A 17,263-nucleotide genomic window follows, 5' to 3' on the forward strand; every position below is an offset into this window, starting at 1 on the left:
CCATCTCCGGCAGGTTAGACTGATGGGGCTTCAACTGCGCTTCCACATCCTCCAAAGTCTCAAGAAGAGTGTTCGAGTTCCCTCCTAGGGAGCGCACCATAAAGTCCAAGCAATTAATAAGATATGATATTGTTGCGCTCGTTCGAAAGTAGATATTCTGCAATTCGAGTTCGGTGCGGAATCGCACCACATCGATCTGATTTTGGCGCCCGTTTGCCTTTAGAGCGTCCTCCAGCATCGGCAGCTTGATCGTTTCGACCGGTTTCGAGAAAAGGTCGGACAGGTGATATTCGATCCGCCGTCGATATTCTCTAAAGTAGGCTCGCCGTCAGAACGCCTGATCGGAGCTGAGGTCTTGGCCTGCGGCGGGACGCGTTGGATTGGCCCGGAAACTGAAAGACTGATCATCAGAGGCCCGGCGATCGACAACGACAATCGTGCTTTCAACGTGATCCGACAAAAGTTTGAGCAGTTTTTCACATTCCGGGTCCGCTGCAAACCGCGAAGTATCAATAATCACCAGGTCAGGTTTGGCCAAGGCTATGCGAGCGAGATCAATCCGCAAACTGTCAGCGGTGCTGAGATTTCGCGCCGCTTCGGCGACCCGCCCCCTCAATGATTTGCGGCCCTGCGGCAGCAACTCACCAAGGCCGAACGCGCGCGCGATTCTGGCAATGCTCTTACCCGCCGGCCGTGGGGAAATGCCCAGTGTCAGCGTTCTCCTCAGACTACCCTGTAACGCCACCGGCGTATCGCCAATGAAATGGATCCGCGGCAATACCGCAGTTCCTGTTCCGTAGTCGATTTTCAGGTCGGCATCGGTATCCAACCCGGCAATCAGCATCGCCAGTATCGATCGGCTTCGGGCATTGCCCCCTTGCAACAGGCCGATTGAGCCTGCGGGAACCGAAAGCGAAACGCACTTGCCGTCAAGAATGCCCGAGACCGTGACCCCCACAGGCCCGATGGCAGAAGCTTGTTCGCGCAAGCGGCTGGGTTTGTCGAAAAGTCTCAAAGCCTTACCTTTGGCAATACGCCAGCCGTTGTACTGATCCCACGACATTGCCAGATCACGCAGCGGCAGCGCCAGCACCCCCAACATTGACACTATCGCCGCAACCGTGCCCGGCGCCGTGCTGGACTGGGCTGCCTGCCACAGCGCCAACGCGCCGGCAGTGGTCAACCCCAGCTGCGGGATCGCGCTCAATGCGCCGGCCCTTCGCGCGCGCGCGGTTGCCTCCTCGCGGAGTTGTTGCCCGCTTTCTTCCAGAGCCTTCAACTCCTGTTCGGTTCTGCCCATCAGATCCAGGAGCGGCGCAATGGAAATGCGCTCCATCATGGCGATTGCAATGCGGGCACGTCGGCTTCGCAATCTCAGGTGGAGTCTTTCAAACCCGATTGCCACCGCCGCCATGAACAAAAGAGCAAGACCCAGCACAACGCTGCTGGTCAACGCGATGCCGGAATCCAGAAGCCAAAGCACCAGTAATGCACCGGGCAGCACGATGGCTGCTGAGACGACCCTTGGCAGACCCCATCCGAACCAGTTACGCGCAGCAGAAAGATCCCCGACAAAGCGGAGGGATAATGCACCCAGTCTTCGCGCGTCCAACTCGCTTTTCTGCATACCGGCGAGATGCCGATAGAGGCCAAGGCGCAAGCTGCTCGCGTAGCTCTGGCCCAGTCGTTCGGCGCAAATACGACGGAGAAATTCCAGCCCGACAGCCAGAATGCCTGAGCCCGCAAGCTTGCAGAGCGTCATGTTTTGCAATTGCACGCCTTCATGCAGAGCGCCGAATGCTTCGCGGGTGGCGAAGACGCCAATCCCAAGAAAAACCGCCTGACCTACGCTGAGCAACGGGAGGGCGACCGCATCAAGAATGCGGTCGCTTGCCAAGATTTTTGGTAACTTGTTCATGAGGCCGCACAGAGTTTTGGTTGACGCACATAGGGGCGGACCAGTTGTGTGACCATCGAACGGTCCCAAAGCTGCTCTCTTGTGAGAATGGGCAGCCCGGTGATTTCGGCAGCTTCTGCTGTCGCGAGCGGCGAGCAGCTGACCATGCCGGAGATGGCAAAAGGACTGAGACCGTAACGTTCAAGAACGGTTACGCCACCAAAGGCCCCAAGCGCGTCGGGGGCTGCGAACAAGATGCCATCAAGCCGCTCGCGAATTCGGGACTTGTTGAGAATGGCGCGCGTTTCTCGCTGGAAAACCCCATCCGCAATTTCGACGATGACCATGTTGGCACCGTTCGCCGCTGCGGTTGCAACCAAGGTATCAAAGCCACGCTCGATGCGTTCCAGCGGCATTTTGTAAGTGGTGGCCATGCCTGCATCAGTGAAATCTGTCACTGGCACGCCCGCGTCTTCGAAAGCATTGAAATCGCCAAACGCCCCGGTACCGGTCGCTTTGATCCCTGCGACACGGTACCCTGCCCGTCGTAACCCATGTGCCAGGCTCGCGGCGGCAGTGGTTTTACCCGAATTCATCGACGCTCCGAAAACACCGAAAACTGTCACGTCTCCATTTGGGGCTTTCGCGGGCAATGCGTAGTCGGAAACATTCATGACCTTACCGCTGGCGTTGGTCAGCAATCCCAGAGGCATAACCGCTGTTGGGGCCCGCATGCGCGCGTGTGATCGTTCGACGATGCCCACGATCCCGCCGCCTGCGGCGAGTTGCATGGGGCCATCATGGATCTCGGCGCGGCACAAGAATTGATCAGGTGCGTAACGATCACCCAGACAAAGTACGACCAGATCACCCGGATAGCTCGTTGAATTGCGGCGGTCAGATAGCTGAATATTCTTGTGCTGCCCAACTTCCAGAATCTGGCACAGCACCAAGTCACCAGCCGCCGCGCGCGCATAATCTTTGGTCAGCGCCACCGCATCCCCTTTGCTGACACGGCGTGTCGTGAAGGCCCATTTCGCGGCCGAAACGAGTTGAGTAGTCGGATTGGATTGGAAGGTCATGATAGGTCTCTCGATTGTTTGGTTTCGGTTCCCTCAATTTGACCCTTGTTGATAAATTCAGCTTGTCAGCCCGATTAACGTCTCAGAACGCCCACATGAACAAATCCTGAAGATCGCGTAACGGCTTTTCAAAGCCCGTGCCTTCGTTCATCAATTGTTCATCTTCCGGTCAGGGCGTGTTCAGATGGATCGGGCTATCAGTCTGACAGGCGGCCCGGATGTTATCATGTGCGGTACGTTTTACTGCCCCCAAGACTGTACTGAACTGCTAACACACCGACATTCCACTCCACCCCTCACACAGGAAGCGCGAACAAAATGAAGATTGCTCACATCGTCAGCATATTTGCATTTGTCGTGCTGCTGGTCGCATCGGCCAGCGTGTCGGTTGCAATCTGGGCCGCCAAACAGAGCGATTTTCACAACTATCGGATTTCGCTTGCCCACACCTCTTACGAACAACATCTGCAGTTGGCGACAGATACCTACCTGCTTTTCAAGAGGTTCGGAGATCTGCTCCTGGTAGGCGACTCCGACCGTGTGCAGGATGTCAATGAGATATCCAAACGGCTCAGCGTTCACATCTCCAATATCCGGGAGACAATCGAAAAGGAAATTCAGCTGGTCGGGGACGAAGAGATCGAAGACCTTGAGCACCTGATTGAAGTTGAGGCTGTCATCGAAGAGTTGACGTCACTGTTCGACCGGACATTGGCACACGAAGATATCGGCGATGTGAGATCAAATTGGCGCGATCTGTCACTGGTTCTCAATGACAACATCAAAAGCGATTTTCGTGAGCTAATCTCCGTCGCTCTGGAGGAAGAAGAGGAAGAGGTCGCTGAGACCGAAGCCGAGGCCAGCGCTCAGATGGCGCTTGTGCGGCTGATTTCCTACGGGCTGGCCGCAGTGTTTCTGCTGATCACGATCAGTACACTCATGATTTTCCGCCGCGAGTTCACGCATCCGTTCAAACATCTGCTGGATGGTGTGCGAAAGTTCGCAGCGGGTGACTTTTCTACAAGAATTGACCTAAGGGGGCGCAGCGAGCTTTCGGAGATTGCAGCGGTTCTGGATGAAATGTCAGAGGTCGTTGCTGCACGGACAAGAAGCCTGACCACGCAAAATCTTGAGCTCGAACAAGCGGTCCAGCAACGCACCGAAAAGCTGGAGGAGTTGCTGACCGAAGCCCGAAAATCAGAAGAAAACCGCCGTCAGCTTCTTGCTGATGTCAGCCACGAACTTCGTACACCGCTGACAATTATCCAGGGAGAAAGCGATGTCGCGCTGCGCGGATCAGACAAAACGATAGAAGAATATAAACAGGCGTTGGGACGCGCGCGTCTGGCGGCAAATCACACGGCCAATCTGATCAGTGATTTGCTGTTCATTTCTCGCAAGGAATCCGGTTCACTGCGCCTCTCACGCGAAACCGTCGACCCTTCGAGATTGATACGCGATGCTGTCACTTTGTCCGGACTTGACGCGAAATTGACCTTACCCACCCATGCGACAACAATCTCGCTCGACGGCAAGCGGATCAAGCAAGCGGTCCTGGCTTTGCTGGAAAACGCGCGGCGCCATGGCGGAAATACGATTGAGGTCGCCTTGGTTTCAGGTCCCGACGTCATCCAGATTTCCGTCGCTGATGACGGACCGGGCATGAAGGATGAGGACAAAGAACTCGCTTTTGAGCGGTTTTTCCGTGGTTCCAATGCAGCGGGGCAATACACCGACGGTTTGGGCCTGGGTCTGCCAATCGTGTTGTCGATCGCTGAAGCGCACGGGGGCTCTGCGCGAATTTTTGATCGCGAGCCCAAAGGGACAACGGTCGAACTGACCCTTCCCCGAATATCAGAAGATCAGAACGAGGATCATGATAATCCATCTGCCTGAAGACGAGACGCATATCGCAAAGTTGCATGTGACGTCGGCGAGGTTCCCCGCAACATCACGGATTTGAAACCTTGCTTTCCGACCTCTCGGTGCCCATCCTAAGCTGCGGAGGTATCGTGATGAGTGACAGTACACGTGGTTTACGCCATGCCCGCGAAGTTGAAGGCCATCTGACCTGGCTGAACAGTTTCAGTTCCGCAGCTCTTGGTGTTCTCGCTGTGGCTTCCGGCATATACACCTATCTTGGTGTGCGGGGCTTGCTCGATGATGGTGGCGCGCTGGCACTTTTTGCAGCCGTCGCATATAGCGCCGCAGTCTCAACCGGTATTTTTGTTTTCTGGTCCTACCTGATGCGGTTGTTGCCAACCATGCAAACGGCGGCGACGCGGCTGTGGCTGGTCATCGCGATGGCCATTGGGTCGGCCGCGATCATCGCGATGTCATCCTGGCTCAACGCCGCCGCTTTGGCCGGTTCAGCGGCGGTCGAACAGCATCTTGCGCGGACAGTTCAGGATTACCAGTCGTCTCTGGAACGCGCCCACGAGATTACGCTGCAGGGTCAAGCACTCGGCCTCGACGTTGGTCGGAGCCGACAGGGTTTTGAGGACCTGTCCCAGCAAGAGGCCGGGGGCGGACTGTCGGGCCTCGCAGGACGCGGCGCTGTCTTCCGCGTCTTGACCCAAAAGTCGGACGAACTTGCAGCGCTTGAAGAACTCATCGCCGCGCAAGACGCGCCTGTTGCCGCCGCTTTCGCCGAGGGCAACGCTACCCTCAGCCGAATGCGGGCCCTGATTGTAGCACCGGGACCGGTCGACGCACGCGCCGTGGAGTTTTCGGAGGAATCTGTTCGGCTGGCCGGGGTCATCACCGAGTTGCGCCAGCTTTCTGTCGCCCCGCTTGTCGACCGCGCCGCGCGCGATCTGGCCCAATCGGTGGTGCTGCCGCGCCTTGACGCGGGCAACGCAGGCGGGGTGGCTGCCCAGCAAGCCACAATCACCTCCCTGCTGGAAGTTCTCGCCAAACGGGCCGAAACACTTCAGGCGGCGGCAGCCGAAGTGCGCGCACTCGAACCCGCAGCCGAGGTCATCTACACACCTATTTCAACCGCCGACGCGGTGATCCGCTATGCCCACAACTTTGCGCCCTCCTGGGCAGGTGCGATCGCGATAGACTTGTTGCCCGCAGTCCTTGTGCTCATTCTCGCGGTTGCCCAGTCCGCCATCCGCGCCGGTCGCGAGCCTGCGCCACCAGAAGATGCAATGACAGTGGCCGATTTGCGGGCCGCCGTGCTGGCTCTGCGCGACATCGAGGCCGCGGAAGTAAGCGGGGTCAGCGCGCCTCTTATTCAAGAACATCGACCGGAGACCAAATCTCCGCGCGAGGCCGCTGAATGAGCGCAGCCCAAGACCACGATGCAAACGCTACAAAGCGGGCCCTGCGGTGGCTGCTGACCGGGCAAATCGCTCTGGCCCTGGGGTTGATCATTATCGACATCGGGCCCGCCGTGCCGCGTTTCCTGTCACCGTCAAGCCAGCCAGAACTGGATTTGCGGACAAGCCCGGGCGATCAGACACGGCGGTACAGAACGCGTGATCCTTCGAACCCCGGACCGGGGATTGATCCCGACATGCCCAGCCGTTTACGCGCAGAAGAGGTCGACGTCGACGGAACGACGGCCTTACAACTACGCGGTGCCATTGCGCCGGGCGACGCAAGCCGAATTGTCGACGAGCTTCGGAGCACTGCTCCGGCAACATTGCTTCTCGATAGCCCGGGCGGAAGTGTATCGGATGCACTCGAGATCGGGCGTGCTGTTCGCGAGCTCGGAGCGGAGACCCGGCTTTTGGACAATGCCGTTTGTTTGTCGGCCTGCCCCTACATATTTGTTGGCGGCGTCAAGCGCAGTATCTCGGAAAACGCACGCATTGGGGTCCACCAGCACGCCTTTGGCGAATCCACGATACTTCCGGCATTTCTTGCCGTGGAGGATATCCAGCGCGGGCAGGCTGAAGTCCTAATGCACCTTGATACCATGGGCATCGATCTCAGGATCATGGGTCCGGCGATGGCGACACCTGCCGATGAGATTTACATTCTGACGTCGGATGAGCTTGTCACATGGAATGTAACGTCGGATTAGGGCGGAACGGGAAATAGCTTCGCTGAAGGGCCCTGCCCCGGTTCGTGCCGTTTTCGACATTTTGGGTCTCACGAGGCAACGCAACGCCATCTCGACCCTCAGATGCCCCCTCCTTATCTGTTGAAGGATGGAGCAAGACCTTTGCCCTGGCATGAAGCTTTCATCGAACACCGCAAAATACTTGCCCCAAAAAAAACCACCGCGATGCCAGCGGCAAAAACGGATGCGCAACGGCCCGCATTTTACGGGCGACCGGAAAGAATGCGTCGTACGATCTGGACGTCGCATGTCAAATACCGTAAACGACCCGAACAATTGATCCTCAAAGGACCGAACTCATGGATTTCCCGTCGCCGGCCTAAGTGCCCCAGCATAAATCGAAGCACAGGCTTCGCCGAGCGACTTATACGCCGGGCATCACCCCGGCAGGTGACCCATGACACATTCATCCCTTATCCATCAGGCGTCTACGCGCGCCGAATTCTGGCCCCTTATCCGGTTGGCCGTCCCACTCATGGTCGGGTTGGCAGCCGCCCTGTTGATCGGCGTCGTCGACACGGCCATGATCTCCCCTCTTGGGACGGTGCCGCTGGCCGCCGCAGGTGTGACAACGGCGGTGCTGATCATTCTGATTTCAGCACTTTGGGGTGTCATCACCGTTATTTCAGTACAGATCAGCCAGGCGGAAGGTGCTGGTGATCCAGCCCGCGTTGCATTTGCTTTGCGCAGCGGTTTGCTGCTTTGCCTCGTTGGTGGCGTGGGTGCAGCCCTCTTGATGATCGCGCTCTACCCGCTTTTGGGCCCCCTGGGCCAGCCCCAGGAAGTGCTGTCGATCCTCCTGCCCTACTGGATTTCAATGGCAATCTGGATTGTCCCCTTCACACTCTTCTTCGGGCTCAAAGCGCTCTTTGACGCCGTGGACCGCCCATGGACTGCGGTGGGCTTGTCCTATCTGGGCGTCCTTTTCAACGTGCCCGCCAACTACACACTGATCCATATTCTGGAACTCGGGATTCTCGGGGCGGGACTGGCCAGCATCCTGTCACAATGCGTTTCATTGGTCGCAGCCTGGATGGTTCTATCGCAATCGAGCGGGCTCGCAATGTTCCGCCAGAGAGTCAGGGTTGCAGGCAGTGATGTCTGGGCACAATTGAAGGAAGCTCTCCCGCTTTGCCTTGGCTATGCCGGAGAAGGCGGGGCCTACGCCGCCGTCGGGCTGATGATGGGTTGGTTGGGGGCCGAAGCTCTTGCAGCGCACCAGATTGTCAATGCGATGGCAGGGCTGGCTTACATGATACCCCTCGGGATGGCGGGCGCTGTCTCCATAAGGGTCGGTCAAGCCGTCGGCGCCGGTCGCCAAGCCCGGCTTCGCCCCATCCTGAAAGCTTCCCTTGCCATGGTCACGCTCTGGCAGGGTCTGGCCGCCGTGTTCTTTATCGCGGCGGGCCGCGCAATGGCCGAAACCATGTCGACAGATCCCGCTGTAATCGATCTGGCCGTCGCGCTGTTCATCCTGATAGCACTCCTTCAGATCGCAGATGGCGTACAGGGCACAGCACTCGGCGCGCTGAGAGGCATGTCTGATATGACCTTGCCCACGGTGATCACACTCGTGGCCTATTGGCCGCTGGCACTCCCGGCGAGCTATCTGTGGGCGTTTGTATTCGACTTCGGGGCCGTCGGACTTTGGTCAGGGTATACTCTGGGGCTGGTGGTCGCTGCGATTGCCCTGCCCTGGCGTTTCTGGTGGCTGACAACTGACGACTAAACCTTTTGCAGTTAACCAAAAGAGAGGACCGGCTTGGAGGCGTTGCGCGGTTTCGCAAACACCCTCTTACACGGTCACCGGTCGAGCAGATGTATCAACCACTGATGGCCCTGAAGCGGATGGCCGTTTCAGGGCCATCCGAAATGTCGCCTGACATCCGCGCTTTGATCCCTCCATACTATCGCGAATTTGCCAGCTGCAGCTTTCTAAGCGCGGGTAAAAACCCATTGTGGCGCGTTACGGCGCCGGTCGAGGCCATCCCAATGCAGTACTTCGAGCAACGCTTGGTCGGATGATGGTGAAACCCGCGCAGGATTTTATCGGCAAGACCATTCCCGCGCGCGGATTTCGTTTCCACGATGAACATCTCGGGTTGAACTTTGCGGAATATCCCATTGGCTTCGAATTGCAGACCGGTATCGATGGTCATACGCTCACCGCCCGCCTTGGCCACCAGTGTTATGCGCTCGTATTGCATGGCAATGACGGGGTGCAGCGTCTTGTTGAAACACTCTCCATAGAGACCAAAATACTGATCTTCGATAAAGCTCAACGCGCTTTCGTTGAGGTCATTTGCCCGATTGGCAATCTTCAGGCGCTTCTTCACCGTGACCTTGCGCTTGTCCTTCAGCTTTACTTCAAGAAAGCTGAAACCGGCATCCACATACTCTCGAATCCGAACCTTGCAACGTTTGCGGCGACCTTGAAGGTGATCGTAATAGCTGCGTCTGGCCGGATCGTCATAGTATCTGGTGGCGTAGGTAAAGGCCCGCTTGCCCTCAATTTCCAACACTTCGAAGTATTCGGAAAATTGCATCAGGGCAGGCCCCAGGGCGCTGGCCGTGAGAATGTACTTGTTGTCGAGACGTTCCAGCATGGCAGCTTTGCCATTGAGATCGTCCAGATTGATAACGTCGAAACCTGCAAGCGTTCGGGCAATTATGCGGTCCATCGCATTGTCCTCTCAGTGGAGTATCCGTTTATCTCAGGCGGATCAGTTGCGGTAAAAGACGTTGATGCGCGCCATGTCGTTTATGTAATCAAGCGCGGTGATCTGATAGGACATCACATCGACACCCAGTCTCGAAGACAGGTCTTTTCGCATCGCGTCGGGATCGGACAGCGCGTGCGCGTCGATCTTGTCCAATGTAATTTTCACACCATCAGAGGATTGCAGCATCCGAGGGTGATCCAACAACCATGCGCCCAAAAGGACGAGCGATACGACAGCGGCCACAAAGGCAAGACCGGTTCCCTGAATGGAACAGATCACGGCAATTGCAATCGAGCCAAAAAAATAGGTGATTTCGACTTTTGAAATCTGCTCGGATCGCAACGTGAAAAGCGCAAGGATCGCAAAGAGGCCAAAGCCCGCAGCCAGACTGAACTCCACCGAGGACAGCACCGTCAGCACACCAAACGCAAAGACATTGAATAGCGAGGCCGCCGTGACGAGTTCCTTGTCGCGGTAACGACGATAAAACAGGCCGAAAATCAAGCAAACCATGGCACCGATGTTAATTGCAAATCGAATGAAGGTTTCGGGGGCGACAACGTGTTCGGGCATTGTATGATCCTTGACAATTGACTGCCCGTCAGGGGCAACCGGTGGATCAATGATTGCTGAGATGCTGTGAATTCATCCTGATCGGCGAATTAACCGCTCGTAACACTTTTATGAACAATCCATGACAGCGGGGAACTCGATTACCCCGAAAAGACGCTTGTGTTTGGTGGCGGAGACGAAGGGATTCGAACCCTCGAGACCCTTCCGGGCCTACTCCCTTAGCAGGGGAGCGCCTTCGACCACTCGGCCACGTCTCCGTCGACCGTCCTATCGACACCAATCACAGGAAACAACCCAAAAAAAGCGCAGCCGTACCCTTCTCCGTCCATTTTTATCTGATCAAAGATCGCTATTTCTGAGGCCGGCCAAGCATAAGCGAAGCACTCACTCCGTTTAGCATACCGACAGTGCTATGAACTTTTAGAACTTTACGAGGAATATGCGCATTTGAATACTGATGCTGTCTCGAAACAACAAACAAATGACCGGTAGAAACCCAGTCTATTCCGACCCGTTTGTTGCTACCAATGGGACCGTTCCAGGCGCTCTCTTACGCAACCAATGATCGTTCTGCCACAAAATAGAACCCAGGATCAGGTGCCTCATTCCTAGTTCGCCATACGCAATATATTGCAAAATTACTACCTCAGCTCAGCAACCGCTTTGTACGGGCTCTAGTCATATTTCCTGTAGAATGCCTCAAATAAGGGCGATCGTCCGAAATATAGGCGAATTAAGCTCCAAATACCGGTCAAATTGCCTAGTATGGGAGATCACGTAACGTGCGAGCGACCACCTGCCTCTAAGTAATTGGGGATTGCCGTTCAACACGTATGCGTTGAAACTGGGTTACACAAAACAAACCAACCAACTTGGGAACAAAGGGACAAAAAATGACCACAAAACTGGTGATTGGCACAGACGGAGAAGGGTCGGGAGACCGTGCTCTGTCATTTGCCACGGATCTGGCGAAGAGGATTGGCGACTGCGAGCTATTGGTCGCCTACGTGATCGAATGGTCACCGTATTCTTTCCAGACTGCCGAAGAGAATGCACAGCGGCATAAACGCCGTGAAGAAGAGATTTCAACGGCAATGGAGCGGGTCGTAAGCCCGGCCGTTGCCGCGCTCAAGGAGGCAGGCCTCGCAGCATCCGGCGTGGTGCGCCATGGGGACGTGGCCAACACGCTCAACAACATTTGTGAGACAGAAGGTGGCCATCAGATCATCGTTTGCCGATCTTCAGAGGGCGGCATTACGAAACGCATTTTTGGAAGTTCAACGGCGAACCTCGTCATGAGCGCGACGGTGCCAGTGACGGTCATTGGATGAGAAGGACGATAACAATGAAAATTATGAACAGAGCGCTGCTTGCGGCAGCGGCATTGGGTGGGGCATTGCCAGCCCATGCACAGGAAGCGATGTCACTGGATGAAAAGGTCAACAGTGTTTTCGCGCAATTCACCGGCCCTTTTGTCAGTCTGATTTTTGCCCCCCTGCCCGGAACCAGTTTCCCTTGGATCGTGTTGTGGCTGGTGGTCGCGGCATCAGTCTTTACCATCTACTTTTCCTTTGTGCAGCTGCGGTACTTTGGCCACTCCATTTCTTTGGTCAAAGGAGATTATTCTGATCCCAATGATGCAGGCGAAGTCAGTCACTTTCAGGCTCTCGCGACAGCACTCTCGGGCACCGTGGGTTTGGGTAACATCGCTGGTGTTGCGGTCGCCGTTGGTATCGGTGGGCCGGGTGCAACCTTCTGGATGATCCTTGCCGGATTGCTGGGCATGGCATCGAAGTTCACCGAATGTACGCTGGGCGTGAAATATCGCAATGAATATCCCGATGGCACCGTGTCGGGCGGTCCGATGTACTACATCTCCAAGGGTTTCAAGGAACGCGGTTTGCCAGGTGGCGGTGCCCTTGCCATCCTCTTCTCGGTCTTCTGTATCCTGGGTGCCCTAGGTGGCGGTAATATGTTCCAGGCCAATCAGGCACATGCTCAAATTGCCGGCATCGTGGGAGATTACCCTGGTTGGATCACGGGCCTTGTCTTTGCAGCCGTTGTGTTTGCAGTGATCGTCGGCGGGATCAAATCCATCGCCAATGTCACAGAAAAAGTTGTGCCTTTCATGGGTATTCTTTACGTCGGTGCCGCGCTGATCATCCTGATTGTGAACTACGACAAGATCGGGTGGGCCTTTGGCCAGATCTTCGCAGGGGCCTTCACGGGACTTGGCGTTGCCGGCGGATTTGTGGGAGCCCTTATCCAGGGTTTCAAGCGCGCCGCCTTCTCCAACGAAGCGGGTGTTGGGTCGGCAGCCATTGCGCACTCCGCCGTCCGAACCAAAGAGCCAATCACCGAAGGCTTCGTCTCGCTGCTGGAACCGCTCATTGACACGGTGGTCATCTGCACAATGACGGCTCTCGTCATCACTATTTCTGGGCAATTGATCTTTGATGCAGAAACCGGCCAATACGTGTTGAACGAAGCAGGTAATGCGATTGCAACGGAAGGTGGCGTTGGCGGTGTTGCGCTGACATCCGCTGCATTTGGCGCCTCGATCAGCTGGTTCCCTTATCTGCTGGCGATTGCGGTGGTACTCTTCGCCTTCTCGACGATGATCTCATGGTCCTACTACGGCCTGAAAGCCTGGACCTATCTCTTCGGAGAAGGCAAGACAGCAGAGCTGATATTCAAGATCATTTTCTGCGTCTTCATCGTGATCGGTGCGGCGGCAAGCCTGGGGCCGGTAATCGACTTCTCGGATGCCGCGATCTTCGCAATGGCGGTGGTCAACATCACGGCGTTGTATTTCCTGATGTCGATTGTCCGCGAAGAACTCCGGTCTTACTCAGCTCGGCTGGCCTCCGGTGAAATCCGGAAATTCGCGCATTGAACCAATTCCCGGGATGGCCTGCGTCATCCCGGGATACCCTCCTCTCGCCCAAGGAATTGGTCTTCCGAATTTGAGACTACCCGAGCTTTCGCTGAGGCTCTTCGGTCGGTGAGAGAAAATTTTTCAAATGCTCAAACGACATGGGCTCTGCAAAATGAAATCCTTGCAGTGTCTGACAACCCATTGATTGCATCATTTCAGCATGCATATAGGTTTCCACACCTTCTGCCGTAACGGAAATCTGCAAGGATTCGGCTATCCCGATGATGGACCGAACCATGTTTTGACAGACCTCTGTTTGTGGCGCACCGTAGACCAGGCGTTGGTCGATTTTCAGCACATCAGGGCGCACCCGCATCAAGCTGATCATCGATGCATGTCCCGAGCCAAAGTCGTCAATCTCAATCGAAAGCCCCTTTTCCCGCAGCAGGTCGAGGGTGAAATCGAGGTACTCCGGCTGATCATCCAGAAACACGGATTCCAGAATTTCAAAAGACACTTTTGTATCCTTGAACTCGCGCGCATCTATGGCGACCAGAAGCTCAGGGTCGGAAAGCCTGCTGGCTGTGACATTGAATGACACCTTGGGCAGCGCAATCTGCGCCCGCTCCAGTTCGGCCACGTCTTCAAGCGCCTTGTTCATGACCATGGCATCAAGGGTCGTCAGCATGGACAATTGTTCGGCGACTTCCAAAAACCCGGCCGGAGAGACAACGTTCCCATTTGGCTGAGCCCAACGGGCCAGCACTTCGACGCCAACCACCTCCAGGGTCTGAGCGTCGATTTGTGGTTGGTAGAAGGGCACGAATTCACCGCGTTGAAGACCAAGGCGTATCTGTTCTGCGACGTCGCGGACTTCGACCACTTTGTCGTGTTCCGCGGGCCCGTAAGTGATGACCTGGCTGCGTCCGCGCTCCTTTGCGATATAGAGCGCCGCATCTGCCGCACGAACCAGATCCTCTTTTTCAACGAGCGCGCATTCTTCGGTTGCAACACCAAAACTTGCGCCAACACTTAGTGATTTACCCTCGTAATCCATGGGCTCCGAAATTCTCGAAAGCATGTTGTTCGCAAGTCTTTGCGCATTCACCAAGGAACCGTCTTTGCCCAACAAAACGATAAACTCATCCCCGCCAATACGCACCGGAATGTCGTGTTCCGTGATCTCTTCCCTGAGAATTTGAGCGACACGGCACAAAACCTCGTCTCCGGCCTCATGCCCCATCGTATCGTTGACATTCTTGAAATGATCCAAATCAATCCGAATAATCGCGATCGATGCCTCGTCCGATTTTTCGGCGCATAACTTTTCAAACGTGACATTGAAACACCTTCGGTTCGGCAATCCCGTCAGTTCGTCATGCAGGGCCTGCCATTCCATGGCTGATGTTGTCGAAATCAGGTTTTTCTCATATTTCTTTTGGTCCGTAATATCGCTTGAAATAGCCATAAATCCATAAGCCTGACCTTCGTCATCAAACAGAGTGGAAATGCTCAGTCTGATCCAATATTCTTCGCTTCCAAACCGATAATTAAGCAGTTCAACCGTGATTGGTTGGCGCGCGTCCAGAGCCTTGCGAATTTCGGCGCGGGTTGCCGGATCGGTTTCCGGACCCTGCAACAAGCTCGTCGGTTTTTTCCCTATGATATCCTTGGCCTTGTACCCAGATCTTCGTTCAAATGCAGGATTATGCCAGATAATCCGCGTTTCTAGGTCCGTGATCAGGATCGCTTCTTCTGCCTTTCGGGCAATTGATGCAAGTTCACTCAACTCCTTTTGCTGCTCTCGAAGCTTATTGCGCGACCTTTCGACTTCCGCATGAGGGCGCAGAATCGTTTGACGCCCCAGCCAGCCAAAGATGCTGAAGGGCAACAGCAGTGCCGCGGATATTGCAACAATTGCCTTGAGAACCAATTCCTGACCGATGGTTGCGAATAAAGTTCCCTGAGAGTTCAATACCAGTTGCATCCCGGTTTTCCCGACCGGGACGACAATGGCATCCTGGCGCTCAAGATCAGCTGACCAAGGATCATCCGCATCCACAATGCGCGCCTGCATGGCGATTTGCCCGGGCCCGACCTCATCCTGGCGTAAATCAACTTCCAAGACAGATGTCAGCACGCCCTCGACAAAGCCTTGATTCATGATCGGTGCCGCAATCAGTATCTCCTGAAAGCTGGTGTTCACGGCCCGATAGGTATCAACTGTTCTGATCGCAAGGGTCTGTGTCTCCAGAACCTCCCTGGCCAGTTCACCCGCAGCCGAGGTTGTCTCAAGAGAATGTGACCTTGTCGATACCATGTGAAAACTCAACGCACTTCCCTCAAAATCGAAGACGAAAAACTCGGAAACGTTTTCGGGGACGACGGTATCTTGCAGACGATCAACAAAGGCGTCGTCGCGTGTGACATCGCCGATGACAAAGGACAAAAGCGATGGTTCGGATGCCAGATAAACAGTCAATGATGCACTGGGGTCGAGAACAGAATAGATCCTTGACGCTTCCTGCTTGGCCTGGCTGATCACCGCACGCTTGTGCGTTTCGGTCAAAAACGGCTTTGCCGTGACCCAGACAGCAACCGCAGCCGTCGCCAAGGCAAAGGCAAAGCTGCACGCCAACAAAATCCAGAAGACCTTGTTTATGGACACGGCTTTTCGCATCTATTGATGAGGCTCCACCGTTTCGGACAAAACCAGCTGACCGGACTCGGAGAATGACACCACGCAAAGATCCTGTAATCCCAGGGCCTCATGTGCATCCTGAGACGCATCGCTATAGGGCGCAAATGGCCTGTTGTAGGTTTTCAATATGCCTTCGACCGGTTCGGACAGATTTTCCAGAGAGCTGCGAAACAGATTGCGACGATCAACGATTGATCCGTCTGCCCAACCGTCCATTTCCATCGCATTGCTTAGGGCGGCAATGAGCAGCCTTGTCAGATCGTAACCATGCACGAAGCCAGTGGCCGCAGGAACGTCCGACAAGCGTTTGAAGGGTCGGACTTCGGTACTGGCGTTTTTGAGCGCTTGAACCAGTTCCGCCCGGCCCTTGCCCTCGACCTCAAGGCCGCAAGTTTGCAGAACTTCGATCTGCAAATCCGAGCGCACGCTGTGGGGCACCTGCGCTACGAAATCGCCGGACAATATCCCCCAGTGGCTGATGATCCGGATGTCAGCAGATTGCTGATGAAGCTCATTGACCAGAAGCGCTCCTTCGCGGGCCCTCGATAGCATGATCGCGCAATCCGCATTCGTCATTTTGATTTTTTCAGCAATTGTCCGTGCGCTGGCAGGCCCAAGCGAGGAAGAAAACATGAAAACAACCGGCGCAGGCACACCAGCTGCTTGGAATGCGTCACCCATGGTAACGCGGTTGGCGCGTCCCCATCCGGTGTCAACCAACAGCAAGACGGTTTGCTCACACTCGATGTTGTTAAGCGCATGTCCCACAAGGAACGGGCCCGCTTTTGTGTCGTCGACAGACAACCGGAAAATCCAGTTTAGCTGATCGTCGTCCGGTCTGGTGATTGGTCCCGCCGCGGACCAGGGCAATAGAAGTGGAATACCGCTTTCATTGATGTCCTGGCGGTGCGTCAGATAGGGAGGCGAATGGACCCCGCCGATCACCGCGATCCCGGTTGGGTCCTCCGTAAAGGCCCTCAAATTGGAATAAGATCGCTTTGAATTCGCGCGGTGATCTTTTGGAACGATCTCTATCTCAAAATTGCCGACCCGGTTTGCCACATCGGACATCGCCGTCCGGACCCCCAATTCGATGGCTTCAGCCGCCGGGCGTGCCATGGAATAATCGGCATCAATGTAGATACGCAGCTTCTCACCCGCAACGGACTGCCCCGCAAAACAACAAACCAAAAGAAACCAGATTACACGCATAAGACCAACCATCGCATTCAAAAGATCATCCCGAACCCCCTCGGAAACATACCCAAGGGACGCTCAGCAAATCGTTAAAACATGGATTGAAACTTTTAAGGAGATGGCAAAATTCTCCTGAT

General features: G+C 55.5%; 12 protein-coding genes and 1 tRNA gene. 6 read left to right on the forward strand and 7 right to left on the reverse strand.

Annotated elements, in window-relative coordinates:
* Positions 1-328: 328 nt before the first annotated feature.
* Both Q0802_RS00835 and Q0802_RS00840 read right to left on the reverse strand, forming a co-directional pair.
* Positions 329-1,918, reverse strand: coding sequence for an ABC transporter ATP-binding protein (locus Q0802_RS00835; RefSeq protein WP_298912183.1), 1,590 nt, complete (start codon positions 1,916-1,918; stop codon positions 329-331).
* Positions 1,915-2,979 carry a hypothetical protein gene (locus Q0802_RS00840; protein ID WP_298912185.1) on the reverse strand — a complete coding sequence of 355 codons (1,065 nt, stop codon included), beginning with the start codon at positions 2,977-2,979 and terminating at the stop codon, positions 1,915-1,917. The genes Q0802_RS00835 and Q0802_RS00840 overlap by 4 nt, the downstream gene beginning before the upstream one ends.
* Positions 2,980-3,297: 318 nt before the next feature.
* On the opposite strand from Q0802_RS00840, the gene Q0802_RS00845 reads away from it, so the two are divergent.
* The 4 genes from Q0802_RS00845 to Q0802_RS00860 all read left to right on the forward strand — a co-directional run bounded on the left by Q0802_RS00845 (position 3,298) and on the right by Q0802_RS00860 (position 8,783).
* Complete coding sequence (locus Q0802_RS00845; protein ID WP_298912186.1) at positions 3,298-4,875, forward strand: HAMP domain-containing sensor histidine kinase; 1,578 nt, start codon at positions 3,298-3,300, stop codon at positions 4,873-4,875.
* A gap of 119 nt (positions 4,876-4,994) precedes the next feature.
* Positions 4,995-6,269, forward strand: a complete 1,275-nt coding sequence (locus Q0802_RS00850; protein WP_298912188.1) for a hypothetical protein — start codon at positions 4,995-4,997, stop codon at positions 6,267-6,269.
* Complete coding sequence (locus tag Q0802_RS00855) at positions 6,266-7,015, forward strand: hypothetical protein (RefSeq protein WP_298912191.1); 750 nt, start codon at positions 6,266-6,268, stop codon at positions 7,013-7,015. Before Q0802_RS00850 ends, Q0802_RS00855 begins: the two co-directional genes overlap by 4 nt.
* Before the next feature lie 436 nt (positions 7,016-7,451).
* Positions 7,452-8,783, forward strand: a complete 1,332-nt coding sequence (locus Q0802_RS00860; RefSeq protein ID WP_298912194.1) for an MATE family efflux transporter — start codon at positions 7,452-7,454, stop codon at positions 8,781-8,783.
* Between the two features lie 178 nt (positions 8,784-8,961).
* Here the strand turns inward: Q0802_RS00860 and Q0802_RS00865 are convergent, their stop codons facing one another.
* The 3 genes from Q0802_RS00865 to Q0802_RS00875 all read right to left on the reverse strand — a co-directional run bounded on the left by Q0802_RS00865 (position 8,962) and on the right by Q0802_RS00875 (position 10,607).
* Positions 8,962-9,735 carry a polyphosphate polymerase domain-containing protein gene (locus Q0802_RS00865; protein WP_298912196.1) on the reverse strand — a complete coding sequence of 258 codons (774 nt, stop codon included), beginning with the start codon at positions 9,733-9,735 and terminating at the stop codon, positions 8,962-8,964.
* A 42-nt stretch (positions 9,736-9,777) separates the two neighbouring features.
* The gene (locus Q0802_RS00870; RefSeq protein WP_298912198.1) at positions 9,778-10,350 is read right to left on the reverse strand and encodes a DUF4956 domain-containing protein; all 573 of its coding nucleotides are present in this window, start codon (positions 10,348-10,350) and stop codon (positions 9,778-9,780) included.
* Between the two features lie 167 nt (positions 10,351-10,517).
* Positions 10,518-10,607: transfer RNA gene (locus tag Q0802_RS00875), tRNA-Ser, on the reverse strand.
* Between the two features lie 636 nt (positions 10,608-11,243).
* On the opposite strand from Q0802_RS00875, the gene Q0802_RS00880 reads away from it, so the two are divergent.
* Positions 11,244-11,681 carry a universal stress protein gene (locus Q0802_RS00880; protein WP_298912200.1) on the forward strand — a complete coding sequence of 146 codons (438 nt, stop codon included), beginning with the start codon at positions 11,244-11,246 and terminating at the stop codon, positions 11,679-11,681.
* A 14-nt stretch (positions 11,682-11,695) separates the two neighbouring features.
* On the forward strand, positions 11,696-13,246 hold the full coding sequence (locus Q0802_RS00885; protein ID WP_298912203.1) for an alanine/glycine:cation symporter family protein: 1,551 nt from the start codon (positions 11,696-11,698) through the stop codon (positions 13,244-13,246).
* A gap of 76 nt (positions 13,247-13,322) precedes the next feature.
* On the opposite strand, the gene Q0802_RS00890 is transcribed toward Q0802_RS00885, so the two are convergent.
* Both Q0802_RS00890 and Q0802_RS00895 read right to left on the reverse strand, forming a co-directional pair.
* Complete coding sequence (locus Q0802_RS00890; RefSeq protein ID WP_298912206.1) at positions 13,323-15,908, reverse strand: EAL domain-containing protein; 2,586 nt, start codon at positions 15,906-15,908, stop codon at positions 13,323-13,325.
* The gene (locus Q0802_RS00895) at positions 15,909-17,141 is read right to left on the reverse strand and encodes an ABC transporter substrate-binding protein (protein ID WP_298912209.1); all 1,233 of its coding nucleotides are present in this window, start codon (positions 17,139-17,141) and stop codon (positions 15,909-15,911) included.
* Positions 17,142-17,263: the final 122 nt, after the last annotated feature.

Origin of the sequence: uncultured Roseobacter sp., from assembly GCF_947495275.1 — a bacterium.
Lineage (GTDB): Bacteria > Pseudomonadota > Alphaproteobacteria > Rhodobacterales > Rhodobacteraceae > Roseobacter.